The organism is Pseudomonas sp. TWI929, from assembly GCF_039673335.1.
Classification (GTDB): Bacteria; Pseudomonadota; Gammaproteobacteria; order Pseudomonadales; family Pseudomonadaceae; genus Aquipseudomonas.
Genome location: NZ_JBDJLK010000003.1, coordinates 84,787 through 106,246, shown reverse-complemented (window position 1 = coordinate 106,246; position 21,460 = coordinate 84,787). Strand labels below are relative to the sequence as shown.

The following is a 21,460-nucleotide window of genomic DNA, read 5'->3' as shown; positions in this document are numbered from 1 at the left end:
AGATATGAGATGAGCAAACCAATGAAACGAAGCGCCTTTTTCCTCTCTGCTGCGATGGTCGGCATGTTGGCTGTTTATGCCCCGTCGTCGTGGTCTAGCGACAACCACGATCAGCATTCCCAGAAATCCACCGAGGCCGGTAAAGCCAAAGGTTCGCAGGACAAGCAGGGCCAGGGCATGAACCATGAAGGCATGGACCATGGGTCCATGGAAGGTATGGACCACGGCTCGATGAAGGGGATGGACCATGGCTCGATGGAAGGCATGGACCACGACAAAATGATGGAATCGCATGGCAGCGACAAAGCTAAGGCAGGGAAAAATGGTCAATAGCCTTGGGCGGCCTTCGCTGCTGGCCCTGACTGTTTCAATCGGCATGCTGGGCGTAACGCCCAGCTTCGCCGCTGAAGAAATGGATCACTCGGGCATGGATCATTCGAAAATGGGGCACGGTTCCATGCAAATGGATGCTGCTCCGTCCGAATCGATGCCGGCGATGGATCACAGCAAGATGGGGATGAGCAAACAGCAGAAACAGCCTGCCCCTGTTGATCACAGCCAGATGGGGCATGCTCAAAGCCAGAGCAAATCCAGCCCGGTGGACCATAGCAAGATGGACCACAGCAAAATGGGCCATGGAAACATGAAGGGCATGGATCACGGTTCGATGAAGGGCATGGACCATTCCCAGATGAATCCTGGTTCAGCGACTTCTCCGACCACAACGAGCCGCACGCCGATTCCAGTGCTCACTGATGCCGACCGCGAGGCAGCCTTTCCGCCTTTGGGTGGCCACCAGGTGCACGACAGCGGAATCAACAGCTTCTTCCTGTTGGACCAGCTCGAATACCAGGACGCCGATGAGGGCAGCACCCTGGCTTGGGATGCATCTGGCTGGGTAGGTAGCGACATCAATCGACTCTGGGTTCGGTCGGAAGGCGAGCGCACCAACGGGGTAACCGAAGATGCTGAGCTGCAACTGCTATACGGGCGCTCGGTCAGTCCTTGGTGGGACGTGGTCGCCGGGGTCCGTCAGGATTTCAAACCGGAATCACCGCAGACCTGGGCAGCCTTTGGTATTCAGGGCATGGCCTTGTATGACTTCGAGGCCGAAGCTACGGCGTTCATCGGCGAAAACGGCCAGACTGCTGCGCGTCTTGAAGGCGAATACGACATCCTGCTGACCAATCGCTTGATTTTGCAGCCCACGGCTGAGGCGAACTTCTATGGCAAGAACGATCCTGAGCGCGGTGTTGGATCGGGTCTGGCCAATACCGAAGTCGGGCTGCGTCTACGGTATGAAATCGTCCGCCAGTTTGCCCCGTACATAGGCGTTACCTGGAGCCGCTCCTACGGCAACACCGCTGACTTCATCCGAGACGAGGGTGGAGATGTTGATGAGGCACGCTTCGTTGCCGGTATCAGGATGTGGTTCTGAGAATTCCAACATGAAAAGAACAATTACAACGCTGCTTGTGGCCGGTGCTGTCGGAAGTGCTGCGGTATTGGGCACCGCGTATTTCGGCTTGGTGAATGTCGGCGCCGATGATCCTCACTTCCCGGCTGTCCATTCGTTTCTCGCCATGGCTCGCGACCGGTCGATTGAGGTTCGAGCGCGAGACATTGAAGTGCCTGACCTGAAGAACGCTGCGTTGATCAAGGCAGGCGCAGGCAACTACAACGCCATGTGCATTGGGTGCCACCTCGCCCCTGGCGTTGGAAAGACAGAACTCAGCCAAGCGCTATACCCGTCGCCACCTGACCTCACCAAGGTGGGTGTCGGAGACGATCCGGCTGCCGCATTCTGGACGATCAAGCACGGCATCAAAGCCACCGGCATGCCCGCCTGGGGCAAGAGCATGGGTGATGAGTACATCTGGGGAATAGTCGCGTTCCTTGACCAACTGCCCCAAATGAATTCTGAGCAGTACAAGGCGTTGGTGGCCACGAGCGGCGGCCATCAGCACGGCGGCGGTGAAAGCGATATGCATAATCATGAGGGCCAGCACGGCGGGAGCGGTCATGCCGAGCGTGGCGATCACGACGAAGCGGCAGATGACGACCATGCTCAGACAGCTCACGACCATGGAGCTGCACCCGCAGGCGCCGCCCAAGCGGCAGATCATCACGGTGACCACAATGCGGCCGAAGCCCATTCGGACGCCCACCCGAAATCGTCGACAAAGACGCATGTTCACAAAGACGGTAAGGAGCACACTCATGCCAACTAACCGGATACTCGTTCGGCTAGCCGCAATCGCTGGGCTGCTGGTGGCCTCGGCGGCCTACGCCGCAGAGTCATTGTCCATCGACGTTCACCGAGATGCGAACTGCGGTTGCTGCAAGAAGTGGATCGCGCACCTGGAAGCCAATGGTTTCAAAGTGACCGACCATGTTGAGACGGACATGAGCGCAGTGAAACAGAAGCTGGGCGTAGCGCCACGGTTAGCCTCCTGCCACACAGCCGTGATTGACGGAAAGTTTGTTGAAGGTCACGTGCCAGCTGAGCAGATTCGAGAACTCAAGGAGCGGAACGATCTGGTAGGGATCGCCGTGCCAGGAATGCCAGCTGGATCCCCAGGCATGGAGGTTGATGGTGTAAGCCATGCCTACCAGGTTATTGGTTTGACCAAAAGCGGCGAGGACCAAGTAGTCGCCAACTATCCAGCCAAATAACGCACCGACCAGAAGGACGGCAGTAGGCTGACTGCCGTCCCATAAATCCCCGCTAGAAAGTTTCATCAGCTCAACACGACGACACAGAGGGCCTGCAAAGCGTAGCTAATCAGATTCACGGCGCTCGCGGACTGGCTTGAGTACGATATCGCCGTTGATAAGCTCGATGGAGAGTCTGTCGCCCGTCGTGACCCCGAGCTCGCGCAGAATGTCGTCGGGTAGTTCCACAATCACATCGCCGGAGCCGTCGCCGGGATCAAGGCACTTGACCGTGGTGCGCGCTGATTCAGTCATTGGGCTCTCCTGCCAGAGCTACCAGTCCCCATCATACTCCAGCAGCCATGCAAGCGGTGATTTGCTCAAGCATCTTTGCAAATGCCATTTTGTTGGAATGTTCAGTACGCCGGAAGCCCCTTGCGACTGAGCTAGATCCCATCGACGAACATCGAAAGGGGCCGCAACCCCAAACGGTGCGTAGCTCGTCCGCTTCAATCGGACGGCAAGTTCGTGCCGAAGCTGCGTTCAATCTTTCTGCGGTCCAGCCCGGTTAGGCAATCCCTAGCAGCAGCTATGCCTGAATTGCTCGCTCTTGGTGATGACCCTCAGTGGCAGCCGCTCATGGATGAGGTTTGTCGGGACAGGGCGATATCATATGGCCAGTTTACGCTCTGGTCGCTACAGTATCAGCAGTACAATAAGGACGTGCCTGTATGAGAAGGAAAGCTCGCATACTAATCCTATGCAAAACATACCCGTCACCCAGCGCTGCCTATACAGAGACTTCGTGCGTTGCGGGGATGGACGAGGCAGGCAATCTGATCCGTCTTTACCCTGTACCGTTCCGCCTGGTCACTGATGATCAACGATTTTCAAAGTGGCAGTGGATCGAAGCCTCCATCGAAAAAAGCTCCAACGATCACCGACCTGAAAGCCATAAGATTGGCGTGGATACGATTCAGCCCCAAGACATTATTCCAACCTCGAAAGCGTGGATTCAAAGGAGGGAAATGCTTAGCAAGCTGCCCATCTACGACAGTTTTGAGGCTCTGGAGCAGGCTCGACAGAATTCCAATGTCACGCTCGGCTTGATCAAGCCTAAGCGAATTATTGGATTAGAGATCCGTAAAGCCGCGTCAGAAAGCTGGACTGATGAGGAGCTTGAAAAACTGGAGAGACTGCAGCGCCAGCCCGGTTTATTCGATCAGGACGATGTCAAAGCCAGCATCAAGCGTCTAGAGAAGGTGCCCTTCGATTTCTACTACAGCTATGAGTCAGTACTTGATGGTGAGGTAAAGATTTATAAGCACAAGATCGTAGATTGGGAGGCAAGCCAGCTGTACAGAAACATGCGCCGAGCTCATGGGCCTAACGGCTGGGAAGCGCCGTTTCGGCAGAAGCTGGAGGTCGAGTTACCAGGAAAAGATCTTATGCTTCTAATGGGAACGATTCATCGATTTCCGCAACAGTGGCTTATCATCAGTCTCATCTATCCACCTAAGCAACCGCCCGAAGCAAATCAGCAAATTTCTCTATTTTGAGAGGCAGATGCCGCGTATCCAGGGATGAATCCAATTCACTCGCAGCCTCGGCGATAAGGCTGCGGTGACAAAAATTCGCGTCAGCTTCGTAGCAAACCATACAAATGCGCTGGCTTGAGGCATCAGCTGTCAGGTTCTCCAGAAGGTCCATCCGGGTACGGATGTAAGCCCTGAAGTCGCGCGCATAGACCCCCCAATCGCCATCGACCTTATAGCGGTTTCGAATCGGTTTTGGGCAACCCAAGGGAGGGGAATGCTCGTAGGCAATTCCTGCATCCGCCAAGCACTGGGCGAAAGCCTTCTTGGAGAAACCAGGCTTTCTGGACAGAGGGTACTCGCGAACGTCCAGAACCTTGTCGATCTGAGCTTGCTTAAGACGAGCGATGAAGGCGTCGATAGACAGCCCTTCATAGCCTGCGGTGTAGATCGCCATGTGAAATCTCCCAGCGGCTTCCTGCGGCTGTTCTGCAAATAAATGAGAGACTATACCATGCTAGCCATGCTGTACCCCATGGGCATTGGATGGATGGCCATCTCCAAGAGGTAGCGACGAGCGGATGGTAGGGGCCAGAAATCATCTCGGTCCGCGTTAGGTGGAAGCGCCTTCGCCGAGAGGCTATTGAGGTTTAGGACTTCGAATAGAGCATCGCAGCAGCCAAACCAGTGCATTCCTCAAGAAGCGCCGCTATCACGGATCGGAGCTTACTCGCGTCATACACACCTGATTCAACATCCTCCTGAGTGGTTTCATAAAACGCCTTTGCGTAGCTATCTTTGAAATCGAGGGCGCCCTGATAAATACCTAACGACTCCTTGTAATTCGTCCAGGTCACCTGCGCTGGGGGTCGCCCCTTAAGATTGAGATCGAGATAGCACTCGATAGCGGCCGCGCAGCCGTTGATGTCAGCGTTGGCAACACCACACGGGCCTTTCGCCGGAAACTCGCGCAGCTCGTCCAAGTCAGGAAGAACCATAGCTTTCATGTTCACTGGGAATTGAAAGCGTTTGAGTAGATTTTTATAGGTATCCACTCCTTCGGCGTCGTTATCGAACAGGAAGACCACGCGATTGTGAACATCAATTTTGACCAGTCCCTCGGCGAACTTGGACAGATTACCTGTACCGGAAAATGGGTGACGCTCCTCGATGTCAATGAATCGAAAAAAATCCTCGATGTCCGGGCGGAGCAGCGCCAGACCCCGCTTCAGAATGTGGGTATCAGAAGTGCCTTCAGTCGCTATCAAATAGGTCTGGGTCCGACGTGCGTTCCCAATGAAATCCTCATTTTTAGCCCATCCTGCATCCACAAAATTGCCGTAATCCCAGACGACATCTTCACCTAGATTAGCGGGGTTTTCGGCAAGGATTCGCAGAGTTGCATATGGGCTCAGAAATCCTAACATTGAGCCGAAATGGCTGCGCTCGGAGTAGCCTCCGATGTCTCGATCAAACACTCCCGTCGGGAGTAGAGATGCCGCTGGATCAGCGGCAAAGCGGCCCCGGCCCTGTGCATGATCGGAATCGTAGCTGGCCACATAGTCGCTTTTTAGATCTCGCAATGCATACGCTTTGATGAAGTCGATAAATTGATCGAAAGTCAAACGGTCGGATCGACGCTCACCTGGCAGGTATTCCTCGAACTGGTCTCTGTCGAGCACGACCTGATTTTCGTATTCCGACCTCACCGCCGCCAATGTGTATCCGAGCAGCTCCAACCGTGGCACCATCGAACCAAGTGTCCGGCAAAAACACAGCTCCATTTGCTCCAGACTTTCAGGGCTATGAGCGTAGTCGTAGTCGATGCTCTCATGCCGACGGTGCCGACGGTCACACTCTTGATAAAGCATCCCGTGATCCATGCCCATGTAGCCCGTATTGTATGTGAGATCGAGGTCGCCTACTGACAGCGTGATTGGTGTGCTCATAGGATCTTTGTACCTGGAGTTAACTCTCTACCGCCAGTGCATGACGCGAATCTGGACTAGTTGTGCTGGCACGTGATAGCACATTTCAGCGGCGTCGGAGATGCATCCGAGCTCAGGTGCGTTATCCAGCTGTACCTGCCCCTCGCTAACTCACGCGTGTAAACCTGTTTTTTTCACTGTAAACCACCACAGTTAACAGTGAAAAAAATAGGTTTACAGGCCAGCAATCATTGGGCCAGGGAACGGAATTCTTCGCCATACCATCACCTGGGTTTGGGGTCCTTATCGTCCTCCATCCAAGCATAGAAAGCTTTGGCCTGATCTTCATCGGAGAGCTCCTCAACCGGAGGCCGCCGCGGACGGGCATTCGGCTTCTGCAGAGCATTCGCTGAGGCATCCAGTTGCTTTTTCACAGATCGTTCCGATGCAGTGAGCGATGAGTCGAAAACCTTCTGGGCGACTCGCTCCTGCCGTTCAGCTCGCGCAAACTTGACTACATTGGACGTGAACGAAGCGGGCAGATCAAACGGACATCGCAGGTCTGGATGCTGTTTGGACACCCGGCCACCTAGTGCCAATTTTTGAAGGTGTTCGACTTGTTTGGCACTGGACGTGTACGCCGCTGAGCGGTAAGCCTGGCCGATGTCTTGAAGTGATGCTGCATGACGGCCTGCACTGCGGCACTCAATGTACGCCTGCTTCAACAATTCCACCGCTAGGCGCTTGATACCGAAGGTGCAACGGTAAACTTCCCGGGCTAAATCACCCTGATTACCGCAAATCGCGCCGTTGCCCACACGTACACATTCATCGATGAAAGCGTTCCAGTCGGCACTGCCAGGCTCATCGGGTAGCATGATTCTAGGATCGGTCAGCAAGCGCTGTTGATCCTCACTGTTCCTCTCAAACAGCTTATGTCCCAAGCTGTAATTGCACACATAGACCATTGGTGGTCCGATACCAGCCATGTTCAAAAGGATATCTGTGACCTTTGCTGCACCGAGCCCCTTTTGGATGTATTGCATCTCATCCAGGATGACTAACGACACCCCATCACGGTTCGCCCTACGTCGGCATTCAATCAGCAGCTCAGCAACGGTCAGTCGCGACAGAGGCACCTCAATGAACTCCCGAAGAAGGGCCTTAGCATTGGTGGTACCTCGGGCGCTTGCGTACCAATGCGACCGCAACGGCAGATCACCCTGGAAGTGATCGCAGGACAGATCCACGGGGCCCGGCAAAACCTTGCGCAGCGCAGCAATCGTCTGGCTCTTCCCAACCCCTGCAAGCCCTGTAAAACATACTGGCACAGCATCGACTGCAGGTGCTTCGTAGAGCCGGCGAGCGTACTCGCTCTCATCAGAGAACAATGATCGCGCATGCAGCGCTGCGCGCCCCACCATCTCTTGGATGAACTCAATCGTAAATGCGCTGGGAATAAAAGACTCACGCAATGCTTGAGACAGCACCTCTGCCGCCAACCGTGATTCGATTTCGTACAAACTTTCCAATGGCTCAGGGCGACGCGTGATGATCTGGCGGATCTGATCAGCCGTTTGACAGCCGTCGAACCAGATAGCTATGGCCTCATTCATTTGGCTTTGCCTCGGAATCGATCATAGTCATCTGCATCTCGCTGCGCCGATGCCGATTTAGGTGGCCGACCAATTCGTCTCACGCCACCTTTACACTCCTCGCCGGTATCTTCTTTGAATCTATCATCGTGAAATTGATGAATTGCCGGTATCTCATTGCGAAGCGCAGTTTGAGATTTTCGCCTTAAGGCATCTAGTGACTGCAGATCACGTAAAGATATGTCCCGATCACCGTCAACGGTCCTTTGCGTCGTTACAAAGTCCAGCTCGAACAGAGTGCCCCCTACCTCAATCCATATATGCCGAACGCACATAGTCAGTACGTATACGTGAACTTCAATGACACCGCTGCGAGCAATTCGATCGAAAATCCCGGTGTTAATCAAATCAACAGACCTATACTTGCGCCCGTACAAATAGACTGCGTCTTGCCGTACAACGGCCGGGTGCACAGACAGGAAGCTCTTTATGGCGACCTCTTGCTGCATCCCGATTGCAGAATTACGGAAGCGGCTGTCCCAGTAATTCCAGATACCCAGCGGGGTGGGCTTTATTCCGCACCAGTACATTTCCGCTTCCATGCGTCCACTTGCATCAGACGACCGATTGTCTTTCAGGACTTGGTGAATCTCCCTGCGGGCCATCTGGACAAAATTCAGGGTGCTATGGACATAGGTGGGCTGATCGAGGTCAGATTTTGCTCGCGGGTGCGATGACTCAACCGTAGCTTTAGATTGGCCAGAGAAAACCGGCGTATTCTCAAGGGTGCCTAGCCAATGGATCTCAGGCTCAGTGTCTAGGGCCGCTGCAGGCCCTCGATCAAATACGAGCCCACCTGCCAAACCTTCGCAGGGCCACCACTCCGGTTTGATGGTTACTCCGAAAAGCCCACAAAACCATACTTTGTCTACAGCCATGGAAAACAGACACATCTGATAAGCTTCTTTGGTTTCCTTACTCTCGGCAAATCCAATGCCAACTACCATTCCTGACAAGCCACACACGGCACGAACGACGCAAAATCCGTCAACGGGGCTGCCTTCTGTCAGGCCGGAAAGTTTTTCAACTACGTAGTAACCATCAAATTCGACCTGTTGATTTAGATTCGTCAACCTTTCTGAGAAACTTCCCAAGCTTCCGCTCTGGTCGCGGGTCTTTTGCTTACCCCTTACGCCAATAGACTTTTCTTTAGCGCTGACTTGTTGTTCGATGCAGTATCGCACCTGATCAAAAGTTGGAAATGGGTGCCCTTTACGATTGATGAAAAATGCTGCTCCATTTCGTTCAACGGAAACGCAACCAAATTCCTCAGTAAGAATTTTTCGGTAAACTTGGTTATGGGTTTTGTCCGCGGAACGGAATCTAAGATACGCAGCAAGTATTCTTTCCCTCATGGCGCTATCGGCTCGGTAACCCCACTCTTTGCCATTGGGTGATGGCCTTCCCAACCTACGTACTTTCCCGGGCCCCTCCCTGTCCCACTTACCAATGCGGTGCAGGGGAGGCATGAGAGCCCACTTGTTTTGTCCAAAAGTAATGTAGGTGTAGAACCACAACCTTAAGCGAGCTGTATTTTGCTGAGGCGACTGGCTTTTGGCGTGAGCGTTAATTACAGCGTCCGGATCGTCACTGGCTAGAACCTCCTGGAGACGAACCAACAGGCCTGAGATAGCCAGAAAACGGCGGTTGACCTTTTGGTCGTAGGTTTCCTTAGCAGAAACCCGCTTCGTTTCACGATCTGAAATTGCGATCCCCTTAATCGGTTCCAGCCATGGCGGGAATTTGTCCGTCTCCCCTGACGCCAGCAGCGCACCCGCTTCGAGCGCTTCTTCGAACTCGAACCTTGTGAGGGTGATCAAGGTGGTGCGCACGTCTTTCCCTAGATCACTGAACTCCACCAAGCGCACACGGTTGTGGACCGCATCACTGTTCAGGAAATGGTAATAGTGGCCTTTGACAAGGCTCCGATAACCTTCAGGCGCAAATAACCTAGCGCCCGTGATCACGGCTCAATCTCCAAGAAAAATTCGCCGTAGGCTGCCAGCAGATCACCACCGTCGGTATCGAGAGGATGGTCGATCAGAATCGGCTTGAAGAAATTTACTGGCAGCTTTCGGTCCCAGATGTCTTGGTAGACCCTCGCAATAAACTGGTCACGCTTACCCCATCGGGCTGCATACCGGTAAATGATGGGGTGGATCAAGGCCCCAGCATGCACAGCGCCCTCAATCTCAGCGCTAAACTCCCTGAGCAGCTCAGGTTCGTGGGTCAGCGGCAAGCCATGCATCGGAAATAGCAGATCGAGATTGCCCATGACGATCGGGTCCAGACGATCCAAAGACATTTGCACGGTCCTGATACCGCCGCTTGCGTAATGCAGTTGCTCTAGGGCTGTGCGTAGCTCAGCATGATCACGGTCCTTTTTTTGCTGATTAGGGGTCTTGGCTGCTGAGTAGCGCCTCTCGCTGAAGGCGTGAGCTTGATCCTTCACTGTCCAATTGACCGCGTAGGGTTTCCCATCTGAATCCATCAAATACAGTAAAAGGTCCCCCTGATAGGGAAAGGGCATTCTCTGTCGGCTACCAGCTTTAGTGGTAATCACCACCTGGTGATGCTTGAAGCCAATTTGCTTGGCAATTTCCATCGTCCCAGTGACAGGATGAGAAAAATGTCCTTTGGTGAGTGGATGCCCGTGCAATGGATGCGGGGCGTGATATGGCCACAGCATCTTCTGCTCGTGAATATCGAGCAGCTGAGGATGGAAGAGCGCGAGCTGTGCGAACACCGCTTCTGGGGTGGACAGTGAGTGAATCGCACGGCCGAGCTTCCGGCTATTCATTCTGCTGATACGAGAGCCCTTAGGGGCTTCTCGTGGAACCGCTAAAATCGAAGGCGTGTAGATATCGCCCCACGCGAAGTGAGCTTGTCGGCTCCTGATGAGGGCAAATCTCTCCTGCAAAGTCATCAATACAGTCCAATGTCTACGGACCTAGGATCGTCATCCAGCCTGGGGATAATTTGCTGGATGCTCCTATAGCCCTTGCCTCCCGGGCGTGCCCAAGAGTGCGGGTTGTGGATAACGCTCACCTTCTTGTGGATGAACGAAGTCCTGCAGGACTTGACGTCCCGCATGTTCGGAATAGACAATGGAAAGGTCAGGTCGCTAAATTCTGACTTATCCACAGAGGCCCAAGGTCGCACTTGGGCCTTTGTCTATCTGAATTCTAGCGTTAATTAACTAGTCAGATTTCATTCAATACTTCCTTATTATTCATACGTGTTAAGAATCTAGGACATAGTTAGAAGCTATCTGCAATGGATTCGCTGGGTGTACACGTATCTGTGTGCACATTTTAAAGCGCTTCGCTTAGCAGGGTATGTTACCGCCGTGGTTAACAGGGTGACAACTGAAAAGTCATCCCTCTCTGGGTCGCGACTGGATTCAAAATTGTCCAGTTTGGATCATTATCTAGATCAACCGTGCGCCTCACACCCATCGGATATATATCTTCACTCCCTTATCTCAACTGATAATTTAAGGGTTTAGCCCCAATCAAATAAAATGTTGAAAACGACAAGCGTTTGGTGAGGGAGATGGCTGATTCTGCAAATGCATCTGTCCCTGTCGTTCGATGGCTACCGGATGAGACCTTTTTCAGCATTTGTTGTCGTCAGCACGTTTTATGTGCCACGTTACTAAGGCTAGCACCACTGCATGGCTATTTGGTGAGGGATCAAGTAGTGTGCAGCATGACTTCCCTAGCAGACTAAACTCTTTGCCCCAAAAAGCCAAAGAAGTATGGGGAAGCCCATTCAACATCATTACAGAACATACGATATTGCCGTTGTTTTTTCCTTTTCAATCTAAGGAAAGAATCGAAGACGTCTTTGATACAGTTTCAAACAATTCTTTAGGCACCTTAAAATTTCGCATGGGTCTGGTGACCGGTCGCTTTGGCGCAGAGCACCCATTGAAAGCATGTCTCGAATGCTTAAGGGAAGACCGTATCCAGCATGGTGTGGCCTACTGGCATCTGTCCCATCAGTATCCAGGCGTCACGCTATGCCATAAGCACGGAACTCTGATCGGGATTTGCTCGGCCAACCGGCAGTGGTCGGAATCTGCGCACTGGGTATTACCTGACGAGGACCTAATAGAGAGCGTTGCCGAGCAGCCCGTATGCCCGACAGTGGTACAAACCCTCAAGCGTTTAGGACACTCAGTGATTGAGTTAGCCAAGCTAGGAATTTCTGAGCAATTTCGTCCAGAAAATGTCACGGCTGCTTATAACGAAGCTATTCGTCGCCTCTCAGTCAATACAGAAGCATGCTTTGATGCCCAAGCAGACCTAGCGTCGTTCGCTTCACAACTGCAACCGTATCTTCCACTGGCCTCGCTTCCGACCACTCCAAAGAGAGCTGAAACTTTTATACAGAGTCTGACCCGTACACCGCGCGTTTACTCCCATCCGCTCAAACATCTGATTTTGATCACCTGTATATTCGGCGAGTTTGCGCCGTTTTTATGTGCGTTAAAAAGATTTCAGTCTCCAGGGGATCAGGAAACCCCAGTACAGTCTCCAGACCACGGAAGACGAGCAGTAGGCGAAAAAGCAGCACACCGATTTAAAGGTCAGGAAATCAGGGGTAGAGTCTTCAAAAAACTGAAGCCTAAAAAGCTGAAACCCGAGCTTCGGGAACAAATCTTGGGTTGCTTGGGCAAAGGAGTGGAGAAACATTCCATAGCGGAACGATATGACGTTTCGGTTTCTACAATAAACAGGATCCTAAGTGCTGATCCTCTACTGATGGCTGCTTGGACAACTCAGCGCAGGGAGCTACTGCTACACAATCACCGTGCGGAGTGGGTTAGCGCCATCGGCATGAATCCAGACGCCAGTCCGAAAAGCCTGAGATCAATGCTCCCCAAGGTCTATCAATGGCTATACCGGAACGATAATGACTGGTTGATGGCTCAAACTAAGCGGATGCCAAGTGGTCGCGTAGGCAACAATCAAAAAATCGATTGGAGTGCTCGCGACAGGCAACTATGCGAATCAATTGAATTGAGCATTCAAAGACTGAAATACTCGGCCACGAATTTCCCTGTTCGAGCTAGTCATATTTTCGCGTTGGTGCCCACACTGCATCGGTGCCTAGAAAAAAGGAATCGCTACCCAGAAGCACGAAACCTACTAGAAATTGTTACCCAATCGACCAAGACTTAACATGCAAGTGCAGCAACGCTCAGTCAGCTATTCCCGACAAGTGGTCGCATACCTACCATTACCATAATTACGCCATAGAGACTCAATAGGAATCAAATCTTTATCATACTCGTACAAATCAACAACAAATTCATCGAAAGTCTCATAGGCATAAACCACGATTTTCAAAATTTCTTCGGGGAAAAATTCCGACTTTACAACAGGACTCTCGAATCTTTTTTCCTCCAAATTATTTGAAATCCGATCGAGATACTCAATCATGGCTGTCCGCTCAGATTTCATCCGCTTCGTCAGTTTCTTGAGGCTGCGCAACTTATCGGAGAGAATGGCCACTGCAGAATGGATTGAAATGGAGAATTCATAAGCGCATAGCGCTTCTACGAAGCGAGCATGTTTGAGAGCATCTTCATCTAAGTTCATTACGCTCTCTGCGTTACCGAGGTGTCGCCCAGAACACTTTCTCCACATCACATCGAGATTGTGGCCTTTTGATGAGAAAGGTTGATCGCAATATGGGCAAGTGGACAGCAGCACCACATTGTGTGTGGCACACACGCTCACATGATCAGGGAAATTTCGTCGCCAGTAGGAAAAGCCCAAATCCTGCACGTCCTGCCTGACGCATTCCGGGCAGTAGGCGTGCAAGTCGGAATTAGTAATCGCCATTCGGGGTTTGAGATACGCCGTTCGAGAATAACTGGCATCTCGGGTATCTCTGATAACAAACTGAAGGGGCAATTGAGTGTGTTCGTGCAGCAAGCGGTTGAAGCCATAGCATCCTTGCCAACCCATCATTGAGGCGATCACCTTAACTGCTTGGTGAGTAATCTCCCCTTCAGAAAGCCAGCGTAACTTATCTACCCTCCAGTCCATAAAATTCACGAGCAAATTGCGGTCAACATATGAGCGCAAAGATTCATCAGGTTGGATACGCAACAGCATGGATGGGTTGGCCCCTCAGCGACTGATCCCGCGTCATCGTTCAAAGGTTGCGGTTGAGCAAACATTGCCAGAAATCAGGTGTAAAAAAGGCACCCAAAGGTGCCTTCTCGGAAGGTTCGAGGAGTAGTCGCAGCGATCCTTTAACTCCCAGCCTTGCGACCTTGGGTTCAGAATCCGACCGGCTATGCCCGTCGTCACTACTTCAGAGAAACCAGCATTCTCTGCTGCCGAAATTGCGGGGGGGCCTTGCTGGTACCCAGTCCCAACGGATGCGCAGTTGCAGTCCTCGACTACAAGCCTATACAGGGTGACACACGTGTCAATTAGATTCTGGGGCGTAATTCCAAGTCGGGACAACGGCGTGCATCACTGCACCCCGCCAACCCGGATTGGTCACGAACAGGGTTACCCGCGACAGCTTTATTTCCCTTGCGACAGGTTTAATTCCCTAAATCTATTTAACCAGCAAGTGACTGTTAGTTACTCGACAGTAACCGACTTGGCCAGGTTGCGCGGCTGGTCCACGTCGGTGCCTTTGAGCACGGCCACGTAGTACGACAGCAGCTGCAGCGGAATGGTGTACAAGATCGGCGCCAGGGCGTCGATGATGTGCGGCACCTTGATCACGTGAGTACCTTCGCCATTGGTCATGCCAGCCTGCTCGTCGGCGAACACCACCAGCTCGCCACCACGGGCACGCACTTCCTGCAGGTTGGACTTCAGCTTTTCCAGCAGTTCGTTGTTCGGCGCAACAGTTACCACTGGCATGTCATTGTCCACCAGCGCCAGCGGGCCGTGCTTCAGCTCGCCTGCCGGGTAGGCCTCAGCGTGGATGTAGGAGATCTCTTTAAGCTTGAGCGCACCTTCCATTGCCACCGGGTATTGCGCACCGCGACCAAGGAACAGGGTGTGATGCTTGTCGGCAAACAGCTCGGCGATTTTCTCGACGGTGGCGTCCATGGCCAGGGCTTCGCCCAGGCGGGTCGGCAGGCGGCGCAGCTCTTCAACCAGCTCCGCTTCGACGCCGGCTTCCAGAGTACCGCGCACCTGGCCCAGGGCCAGGGTCAGCAGCATCAGCGACACCAGCTGGGTGGTGAAGGCTTTGGTCGAAGCTACGCCGATTTCCGGGCCAGCCAGGGTCAGCAGGGTCAGGTCCGACTCACGTACCAGCGAGCTGATGCCCACGTTGCAGATCGCCAGGCTGCCGAGGAAGCCCAGCTCCTTGGCGTTACGCAACGCAGCCAGGGTGTCGGCGGTTTCGCCGGACTGCGAGATGGAAACGAACAGGGTATCCGGCTGCACCACCACCTTGCGGTAACGGAACTCGCTGGCCACCTCCACCTGACAAGGGATGCCAGCCAGGCTTTCTAGCCAGTAACGGGCAACCATACCGGCGTGGTAGCTGGTACCGCAGGCAACGATCTGCACGTTGCGCACCTTGGCGAACAGTTCGGCAGCCTTCGGGCCGAAGGCCTGGACCATCACGTTGTCCTTACCCAGGCGGCCTTCCAGGGTGCGTTGCACCACGCTTGGCTGCTCGTGGATTTCCTTGAGCATGAAGTGACGGTAGTTACCCTTGTCGGCAGCTTCGGCGCCTTCATGGTACTGCACGGTTTCACGCTGGACCTTGTTGCCGGCCTGGTCCCAGATAGTGACCTGGTCACGGCGGATTTCGGCGATGTCGCCTTCTTCCAGGTACATGAAGCGGTCGGTGACCTGGCGCAGGGCCAGCTGGTCGGAGGCCAGGAAGTTCTCACCCAGGCCCAGGCCGATAACCAGCGGGCTACCGCTGCGTGCAGCTACCAGGCGATCAGGCTGTTTAGCGCTGATCAGTGCCAGGCCATAGGCGCCATGCAGGCGCTTGACCGCTGCCTTCAGAGCATCGGTAAGGTCTGGAATGCTCTTCAGGGTGTGATGGATCAGGTGGACGATGACTTCAGTGTCGGTCTGCGAAGTGAAGACGTAGCCCAGGCCCTTCAGCTCTTCGCGCAGTTCTTCGTGGTTCTCGATGATGCCGTTGTGAACCACGGCCACTTCGTCGCCGGAGAAGTGTGGGTGAGCGTTGCCTTCAGTCGGTGCACCGTGGGTTGCCCAACGGGTGTGGGCGATGCCCAGCTGGCCAGCCAGCGGGTCAGCAGCGACAGCAGTTTCCAGCTCGCTGACCTTGCCGATGCGGCGACGGCGCTGCAGTTCACCGTTCTGGGTAAGTACGGACAGGCCGGCGCTGTCGTAGCCACGGTACTCCAGACGCTTGAGGCCTTCAATCAGGATGGCTGTGATGTTGCGCTCAGCTACGGCACCAACGATTCCACACATGTTTTATTGCTCCTGGCTGATCGCGGCGCAGATCAGATTGATGCCGCGGGCTTGAATTTGTTCGCGAGCCGCTGCGGGCAGGCGTTCGTCAGTAATAAGGGTGTGCACGCTGCCCCAGGGCAGCTCAAGGTTAGGGATCTTGCGCCCCACCTTGTCCGACTCGACCATCACGATCACTTCACGGGCAACTTCGGCCATGACCCGGCTCAGCCCGAGTAACTCATTGAAGGTGGTGGTGCCCCGGCCGAGATCGATGCCATCGGCACCGATGAACAGCTGGTCGAAATCGTAGGAGCGCAAAACCTGCTCGGCCACCTGGCCCTGGAACGACTCGGAATGCGGGTCCCAGGTGCCGCCGGTCATCAGTAATACCGGCTCGTGTTCAAGGTCGCAGATGGCGCGAGCCACATTCAGCGAATTAGTCATCACCACCAGGCCGGGCTGGCGCCCCAGCTCTGGGATCATCGCTGCCGTGGTGCTGCCACTGTCGATGATGATGCGGGCATGCTCACGGATACGCCCAACAGCGGCGCGGGCAATGGCCTTTTTATAGGACGACACAGGCTGGGCGGGTTCACCGAGCAGCTCTTGCGGCACCGGCACCGCACCACCGTAGCGGCGCAGCAACAGGCCGTTGGTTTCCAAGGCGGCGAGGTCTTTGCGAATGGTCACTTCCGAGGTTTCGAAACGCTTGGCCAAAGCATCCACACTCACCTCGCCCTGCTCGCTGAGCAAGGCCAGAATGTTGTGCCGACGTTGAGGGGTGTTTCGTTTCGACATGAGCGCTTAAGTTTCGTTTCGAAAGATAATGGTTGCAATCAAAACCTAAGATGAGCGATTCGTCAAGCTGTGGATAAATCTTCGCGACAACTCGCTCCCACAGGGGATCGCGCCGGTGTTTAGAAGTCGAGCAAGACTGTTAATTCCAAGAGGAATGTGTCCAGCCCAAAAAAAAAGCCGACTTATTCACATAAGTCGGCTTTCGATCGAAACAGCTGTGTATAAATCAGCTCTTCTTGATCTTCTCCGGTCGCTTCCAGCCCGAGATATTGCGCTGGCGTGCACGGCCCACTGCCAGGTCACCAGCCTCAACGGTCTGGGTAATGGTCGAGCCGGCCGCCGTAGTCGCACCAGCCTTGATTTCCACAGGCGCCACCAGCGAGTTGTTCGAGCCGATGAACACGTCCTCGCCCATCACGGTCTTGAACTTGTTGGCGCCATCGTAGTTGCAGGTGATGGTGCCAGCGCCAATATTGGTGCGCGCACCGATCTCGGCATCGCCCAGGTAGGTCAGGTGACCGGCTTTGGCGCCTTCACCCAGGTGGGCGTTTTTCAGTTCGACAAAGTTACCCACATGGGCCTTGGCGTCCAGTACGCTGCCTGGGCGCAGGCGGGCGAACGGGCCGGCATCGCTGCCTTCGCCCATCACGGCGCCTTCGAGGTGGCTGTTGGCCTTGATCACCGCACCTTTGCGCAGGGTGCTGTTCTTGATTACACAATTAGGGCCGATCTGCACATCGTCCTCGATGACCACCTTGCCTTCGAGAATCACGTTGATGTCGATCAGCACGTCGCGGCCCACGGTAACTTCACCGCGTACATCGAAACGTGCCGGGTCGCGCAGGGTCACACCCTGGGCCATCAGCCGGCGGCCTTCGCGCAGCTGGTAGTGACGCTCCAGTTCGGACAGCTGGCGACGGTCATTGGCGCCCTGCACCTCCATCGGGTCGTGCGGCTGTTCGGTGGCCACCACCAGGCCATCGGCCACCGCCATGGCGATGATGTCGGTCAGGTAGTACTCGCCCTGAGCATTGTTGTTCGACAGGCGGCCCATCCAGTCGGCCAAGCGCGAAGCTGGCAGGGCCAGAATACCGGTGTTGCCTTCCTTGATTGCTTTCTGCGCATCGTTGGCGTCCTTGTGCTCAACGATGGCGTTAACCTTGCCTTGCTCGTCACGCACGATGCGGCCATAGCCGGTCGGGTCGTCGAGAGTAACCGTCAGCAGGCCCAGCTGCTGCTCGTTGGCCTTGGCCAACAGACGCTGCAGGGTCTCCACTTCGATCAACGGCACGTCGCCGTAAAGCACCAGCACGGTATCGGCAGTCAATGCCGGCAGTGCCTGGGCAACTGCATGGCCGGTACCCAGCTGCTTGTCTTGCATGACGAAGTTCAGGTCATCAGCGGCCAGGCGCTCGCGCACCAGTTCGGCACCATGGCCAATGACCACGTGAATACCTTGCGGCTGCAGCTGTCGCGCGCTGTGGATAACATGGCCGAGCATGGAGTTGCCGGCTACCGGGTGCAGCACCTTGGGCAGCGCCGAGCGCATACGGGTGCCTTGGCCGGCGGCGAGAATTACGATATCGAGTGACATTACTGGCTACCAATCCTGGGCGGTCAGCTACGTGACCAAAATAGAAATTCAGAAAAAGAAAAAGGGTAGCCGAGGCTACCCTTTAACTCAATCGCAACGGAAGTACCTGGCGTAAGCCGGATTACTTGCCTCTGCGCAATTGCTGGACAGTACGCAGCTGAGCAGCAGCCTCGGCCAGACGTGCGGCGGCAGCGCCGTAGTCGAAATCCGAGCCTTTAGTGTTCAGCGCGTTCTCGGCAGCCTTGAGGGCTTCCTGAGCCTGAGCTTCGTCCAGGTCGGCAGCACGTTGCACGGTGTCGGCAAGTACCTTCACCATGTTTGGCTGCACTTCGAGGAAGCCACCGGAGATGTAGAACACCTCTTGAGTGCCACCCTGCTTGGTCAGCGTGATCGGACCAGGCTTGAGATTGGTGATCAGCGGCGCGTGGCCTGGAGCGATACCCAGATCGCCCAGGTTGCCGTGCGCTACTACCATCTCGACCAGGCCGGAGAAGATTTCTCCTTCCGCGCTGACGATGTCGCAATGGACTGTCATAGCCATCTGCTTGCCTCAACCTGATTAGCGCCCCTTGCGGGGCGCCGGGATTACAGTTTCTTGGCTTTCTCGATCGCTTCGTCGATGCTGCCGACCATGTAGAACGCTTGTTCTGGCAGGTGGTCGTAGTCACCTTTGAGGATGCCGCTGAAGCCAGCGATGGTGTCTTTCAGGGAAACGTACTTGCCTGGCGAACCGGTGAAGACTTCGGCCACGAAGAACGGCTGCGACAGGAAGCGCTGGATCTTACGAGCGCGGGCTACCAGTTGCTTGTCGGCTTCGGACAGTTCGTCCATACCCAGGATCGCGATGATGTCTTTCAGCTCTTTGTAGCGCTGCAGAACATACTGAACGCCACGAGCGGTCTCGTAGTGCTCGTTGCCAATCACGTTCGGGTCCAGCTGGCGCGAAGTCGAGTCCAGTGGGTCGACCGCTGGGTAGATACCCAGGGAGGCGATGTCACGGGACAGAACGACGGTGGCGTCCAGGTGGGCGAAGGTGGTCGCTGGCGACGGGTCGGTCAGGTCGTCCGCAGGTACGTATACGGCCTGGACGGAGGTGATCGAACCTTCCTTGGTGGAGGTGATACGCTCTTGCAGAACGCCCATCTCTTCAGCCAGGGTCGGCTGGTAACCTACTGCCGAAGGCATACGGCCCAGCAGTGCGGATACTTCGGTACCGGCCAGGGTGTAACGATAGATGTTGTCGACGAACAGCAGAACGTCGTTACCTTCGTCACGGAACTTCTCGGCCATGGTCAGGCCGGTCAGCGCTACGCGCAGACGGTTTCCTGGTGGCTCGTTCATCTGACCGTAGACCAGCGCTACCTTGTCGAGAACGTTGGAGTCCTTCATCTCGTGGTAGAAGTCGTTACCCTCACGAGTACGCTCACCCACACCAGCGAACACGGAGTAACCGCTGTGTTCCATGGCGATGTTACGGATCAGTTCCATCATGTTTACGGTCTTGCCGACGCCGGCACCACCGAACAGACCAACTTTACCACCCTTGGCGAACGGGCAAACCAGGTCGATAACCTTGATGCCGGTTTCCAGCAGGTCGTTGCCGCCTGCCTGGTCAGCGAACGAAGGCGCTGGCTGGTGGATACCGCGACGCTCTTCTTCGCCGATCGGGCCGGCTTCGTCGATCGGGTTGCCCAGTACGTCCATGATACGGCCCAGAGTGGCCTTACCAACAGGAACGGAAATGGCAGCGCCGGTGTCAACGACATCCAGACCGCGCTTCAGGCCTTCGGTCGAGCCCATCGCAATGGTACGAACCACGCCGTCGCCCAGCTGCTGCTGAACTTCCAGGGTGGTTTCCGCGCCTTGTACTTTCAGCGCGTTGTATACACTCGGCACGACGTCACGTGGGAACTCCACGTCGATGACGGCGCCGATGATTTGAACGATACGTCCGCTACTCATAGCTGGATCCTCTGAATTTTTGAACCGTTAAACCGCGGCAGCGCCGCCGACGATTTCCGAGATCTCCTGGGTGATCGCAGCCTGACGCGCCTTGTTGTAGATCAACTGCAGCTCTTTGATCAAATCACCGGCGTTGTCTGTGGCGTTCTTCATGGCGATCATCCGGGCCGCTTGTTCAGCAGCGTTGTTCTCGACCACCGCCTGGTATACCTGCGACTCCACGTAACGCACCATTAAGCCGTCCAGCAGCTCTTTTGCGTCGGGTTCGTACAGGTAATCCCAGTGATGCTTGAGATCCTGATCCGGGGTTGCCACCAACGGTACCAATTGCTCGACCGTCGGTTTTTGGGTCATGGTGTTGATGAACTTGTTCGAAACCACCGAAAGGCGATCGATACGGCCGTCCAGGTAGGCGTCCAGCATCACTTTGACGGAGCCGATCAGATCATTGATCGATGGCTCTTCGCCCAGGTGGCTGATCGCGGCTACAACGTTGCCGCCAAAGATGCGGAAGAAAGTCGCACCCTTGCTGCCGATCACGCACAGGTCGATTTCAACGCCCTGTTCGCGGTTTTCGTTCATGTCCTTGACCAGGGCCTTGAACAGGTTGGTGTTCAAGCCACCGCACAGACCACGGTCACTGCTCACCACAACATAACCGGCGCGCTTTACAGGGCGCTCGATCATGAACGGGTGGCGGTATTCCGGGTTGGCGTTGGCCAGATGACCGATCACCTGGCGGATACGCTCCGCGTAAGGACGGCTAGCAGCCATGCGCATTTGTGCCTTGCGCATTTTGCTGACCGCCACTTTCTCCATGGCGCTGGTAATTTTTTGCGTGCTTTTGATGCTCGCAATCTTACTGCGAATCTCTTTTGCGCCTGCCATGTATCACCTATCAGGT

At 54.8% G+C, this 21,460-nt stretch carries 19 protein-coding genes; 6 read left to right on the top strand and 13 right to left on the bottom strand.

Annotated features, from left to right (window positions below):
• Window positions 1-9 precede the first annotated feature (9 nt).
• From ABE456_RS02790 to ABE456_RS02775, 4 genes are read left to right on the top strand one after another with little or no spacing between them, the layout of a single operon-like run.
• On the top strand, window positions 10-333 hold the full coding sequence (locus tag ABE456_RS02790) for a hypothetical protein (RefSeq protein WP_346642614.1): 324 nt from the start codon (window positions 10-12) through the stop codon (window positions 331-333).
• Window positions 323-1,438 (top strand): copper resistance protein B, encoded by a 1,116-nt coding sequence (locus ABE456_RS02785; RefSeq protein WP_044047193.1) that lies wholly within the window; start codon window positions 323-325, stop codon window positions 1,436-1,438. Before ABE456_RS02790 ends, ABE456_RS02785 begins: the two co-directional genes overlap by 11 nt.
• Before the next feature lie 10 nt (window positions 1,439-1,448).
• Window positions 1,449-2,231: a cytochrome c gene (locus ABE456_RS02780; RefSeq protein WP_013974894.1), complete on the top strand. Its 783-nt coding sequence runs from the start codon at window positions 1,449-1,451 to the stop codon at window positions 2,229-2,231.
• Window positions 2,221-2,676, top strand: coding sequence for a DUF411 domain-containing protein (locus ABE456_RS02775; RefSeq protein ID WP_044047194.1), 456 nt, complete (start codon window positions 2,221-2,223; stop codon window positions 2,674-2,676). Before ABE456_RS02780 ends, ABE456_RS02775 begins: the two co-directional genes overlap by 11 nt.
• 105 nt (window positions 2,677-2,781) lie before the next feature.
• Here ABE456_RS02775 and ABE456_RS02770 read toward each other — a convergent pair whose 3' ends face one another.
• Window positions 2,782-2,970, bottom strand: a complete 189-nt coding sequence (locus ABE456_RS02770; RefSeq protein ID WP_060519780.1) for an AbrB/MazE/SpoVT family DNA-binding domain-containing protein — start codon at window positions 2,968-2,970, stop codon at window positions 2,782-2,784.
• Window positions 2,971-3,473: 503 nt separating this feature from the next.
• Here ABE456_RS02770 and ABE456_RS02765 point away from each other — a divergent pair.
• Window positions 3,474-4,214 (top strand): hypothetical protein, encoded by a 741-nt coding sequence (locus tag ABE456_RS02765; RefSeq protein ID WP_221933499.1) that lies wholly within the window; start codon window positions 3,474-3,476, stop codon window positions 4,212-4,214.
• Here the strand turns inward: ABE456_RS02765 and ABE456_RS02760 are convergent.
• The 5 genes from ABE456_RS02760 to ABE456_RS02740 all read right to left on the bottom strand — a co-directional run bounded on the left by ABE456_RS02760 (window position 4,171) and on the right by ABE456_RS02740 (window position 10,699).
• Window positions 4,171-4,647: a DUF488 domain-containing protein gene (locus ABE456_RS02760; RefSeq protein WP_060519784.1), complete on the bottom strand. Its 477-nt coding sequence runs from the start codon at window positions 4,645-4,647 to the stop codon at window positions 4,171-4,173. The genes ABE456_RS02765 and ABE456_RS02760 overlap by 44 nt on opposite strands.
• A 193-nt stretch (window positions 4,648-4,840) precedes the next feature.
• Window positions 4,841-6,139: a HEPN/Toprim-associated domain-containing protein gene (locus tag ABE456_RS02755; RefSeq protein WP_143494394.1), complete on the bottom strand. Its 1,299-nt coding sequence runs from the start codon at window positions 6,137-6,139 to the stop codon at window positions 4,841-4,843.
• A 263-nt stretch (window positions 6,140-6,402) separates the two neighbouring features.
• The gene (locus ABE456_RS02750) at window positions 6,403-7,734 is read right to left on the bottom strand and encodes an AAA family ATPase (protein WP_346642613.1); all 1,332 of its coding nucleotides are present in this window, start codon (window positions 7,732-7,734) and stop codon (window positions 6,403-6,405) included.
• Window positions 7,731-9,740: a transposase gene (locus tag ABE456_RS02745; RefSeq protein ID WP_283723455.1), complete on the bottom strand. Its 2,010-nt coding sequence runs from the start codon at window positions 9,738-9,740 to the stop codon at window positions 7,731-7,733. The genes ABE456_RS02750 and ABE456_RS02745 overlap by 4 nt, the downstream gene beginning before the upstream one ends.
• Window positions 9,737-10,699, bottom strand: a complete 963-nt coding sequence (locus ABE456_RS02740) for a hypothetical protein (RefSeq protein WP_346642612.1) — start codon at window positions 10,697-10,699, stop codon at window positions 9,737-9,739. Before ABE456_RS02740 ends, ABE456_RS02745 begins: the two co-directional genes overlap by 4 nt.
• A gap of 718 nt (window positions 10,700-11,417) precedes the next feature.
• Here ABE456_RS02740 and ABE456_RS02735 point away from each other — a divergent pair.
• Window positions 11,418-12,962 carry a TnsD family Tn7-like transposition protein gene (locus ABE456_RS02735; RefSeq protein WP_346642611.1) on the top strand — a complete coding sequence of 515 codons (1,545 nt, stop codon included), beginning with the start codon at window positions 11,418-11,420 and terminating at the stop codon, window positions 12,960-12,962.
• Window positions 12,963-12,989: 27 nt separating this feature from the next.
• Here the strand turns inward: ABE456_RS02735 and ABE456_RS02730 are convergent, their stop codons facing one another.
• The 7 genes from ABE456_RS02730 to atpG all read right to left on the bottom strand — a co-directional run bounded on the left by ABE456_RS02730 (window position 12,990) and on the right by atpG (window position 21,444).
• The gene (locus ABE456_RS02730; protein WP_346642610.1) at window positions 12,990-13,904 is read right to left on the bottom strand and encodes a hypothetical protein; all 915 of its coding nucleotides are present in this window, start codon (window positions 13,902-13,904) and stop codon (window positions 12,990-12,992) included.
• A gap of 480 nt (window positions 13,905-14,384) precedes the next feature.
• Entirely contained in the window at window positions 14,385-16,220 is a 1,836-nt protein-coding gene (gene glmS / locus ABE456_RS02725) for a glutamine--fructose-6-phosphate transaminase (isomerizing) (protein ID WP_346642609.1), read from the bottom strand.
• 3 nt (window positions 16,221-16,223) lie between these two features.
• Window positions 16,224-17,000, bottom strand: a complete 777-nt coding sequence (locus ABE456_RS02720; RefSeq protein ID WP_012274906.1) for a DeoR family transcriptional regulator — start codon at window positions 16,998-17,000, stop codon at window positions 16,224-16,226.
• Between the two features lie 226 nt (window positions 17,001-17,226).
• On the bottom strand, window positions 17,227-18,594 hold the full coding sequence (glmU, locus tag ABE456_RS02715; protein WP_346642608.1) for a bifunctional UDP-N-acetylglucosamine diphosphorylase/glucosamine-1-phosphate N-acetyltransferase GlmU: 1,368 nt from the start codon (window positions 18,592-18,594) through the stop codon (window positions 17,227-17,229).
• Window positions 18,595-18,715: 121 nt separating this feature from the next.
• Window positions 18,716-19,135 (bottom strand): F0F1 ATP synthase subunit epsilon, encoded by a 420-nt coding sequence (locus ABE456_RS02710; protein WP_201200279.1) that lies wholly within the window; start codon window positions 19,133-19,135, stop codon window positions 18,716-18,718.
• A 44-nt stretch (window positions 19,136-19,179) separates the two neighbouring features.
• Window positions 19,180-20,556 carry a F0F1 ATP synthase subunit beta gene (gene atpD, locus ABE456_RS02705; protein WP_003253197.1) on the bottom strand — a complete coding sequence of 459 codons (1,377 nt, stop codon included), beginning with the start codon at window positions 20,554-20,556 and terminating at the stop codon, window positions 19,180-19,182.
• Between the two features lie 27 nt (window positions 20,557-20,583).
• Window positions 20,584-21,444, bottom strand: coding sequence for a F0F1 ATP synthase subunit gamma (gene atpG, locus ABE456_RS02700; RefSeq protein ID WP_346642607.1), 861 nt, complete (start codon window positions 21,442-21,444; stop codon window positions 20,584-20,586).
• Window positions 21,445-21,460 lie beyond the last annotated feature (16 nt).

Bases quoted from the DNA above. Each gene is read 5' to 3' on its own strand.
- ABE456_RS02775 (WP_044047194.1), top strand. From the start codon at position 2,221: ATGCCAACTAACCGGATACTCGTTCGGCTAGCCGCAATCGCTGGGCTG.
- atpD (WP_003253197.1), bottom strand. From the start codon at position 20,556: ATGAGTAGCGGACGTATCGTTCAAATCATCGGCGCCGTCATCGACGTG.
- ABE456_RS02730 (WP_346642610.1), bottom strand. From the start codon at position 13,904: ATGCTGTTGCGTATCCAACCTGATGAATCTTTGCGCTCATATGTTGAC.
- ABE456_RS02750 (WP_346642613.1), bottom strand. From the start codon at position 7,734: ATGAATGAGGCCATAGCTATCTGGTTCGACGGCTGTCAAACGGCTGAT.
- ABE456_RS02770 (WP_060519780.1), bottom strand. From the start codon at position 2,970: ATGACTGAATCAGCGCGCACCACGGTCAAGTGCCTTGATCCCGGCGAC.
- ABE456_RS02735 (WP_346642611.1), top strand. From the start codon at position 11,418: ATGTGCCACGTTACTAAGGCTAGCACCACTGCATGGCTATTTGGTGAG.
- ABE456_RS02720 (WP_012274906.1), bottom strand. From the start codon at position 17,000: ATGTCGAAACGAAACACCCCTCAACGTCGGCACAACATTCTGGCCTTG.
- ABE456_RS02740 (WP_346642612.1), bottom strand. From the start codon at position 10,699: ATGACTTTGCAGGAGAGATTTGCCCTCATCAGGAGCCGACAAGCTCAC.
- atpG (WP_346642607.1), bottom strand. From the start codon at position 21,444: ATGGCAGGCGCAAAAGAGATTCGCAGTAAGATTGCGAGCATCAAAAGC.
- ABE456_RS02765 (WP_221933499.1), top strand. From the start codon at position 3,474: ATGGACGAGGCAGGCAATCTGATCCGTCTTTACCCTGTACCGTTCCGC.
- ABE456_RS02780 (WP_013974894.1), top strand. From the start codon at position 1,449: ATGAAAAGAACAATTACAACGCTGCTTGTGGCCGGTGCTGTCGGAAGT.
- ABE456_RS02790 (WP_346642614.1), top strand. From the start codon at position 10: ATGAGCAAACCAATGAAACGAAGCGCCTTTTTCCTCTCTGCTGCGATG.
- ABE456_RS02710 (WP_201200279.1), bottom strand. From the start codon at position 19,135: ATGGCTATGACAGTCCATTGCGACATCGTCAGCGCGGAAGGAGAAATC.
- ABE456_RS02755 (WP_143494394.1), bottom strand. From the start codon at position 6,139: ATGAGCACACCAATCACGCTGTCAGTAGGCGACCTCGATCTCACATAC.
- ABE456_RS02760 (WP_060519784.1), bottom strand. From the start codon at position 4,647: ATGGCGATCTACACCGCAGGCTATGAAGGGCTGTCTATCGACGCCTTC.
- glmU (WP_346642608.1), bottom strand. From the start codon at position 18,594: ATGTCACTCGATATCGTAATTCTCGCCGCCGGCCAAGGCACCCGTATG.
- ABE456_RS02785 (WP_044047193.1), top strand. From the start codon at position 323: ATGGTCAATAGCCTTGGGCGGCCTTCGCTGCTGGCCCTGACTGTTTCA.
- glmS (WP_346642609.1), bottom strand. From the start codon at position 16,220: ATGTGTGGAATCGTTGGTGCCGTAGCTGAGCGCAACATCACAGCCATC.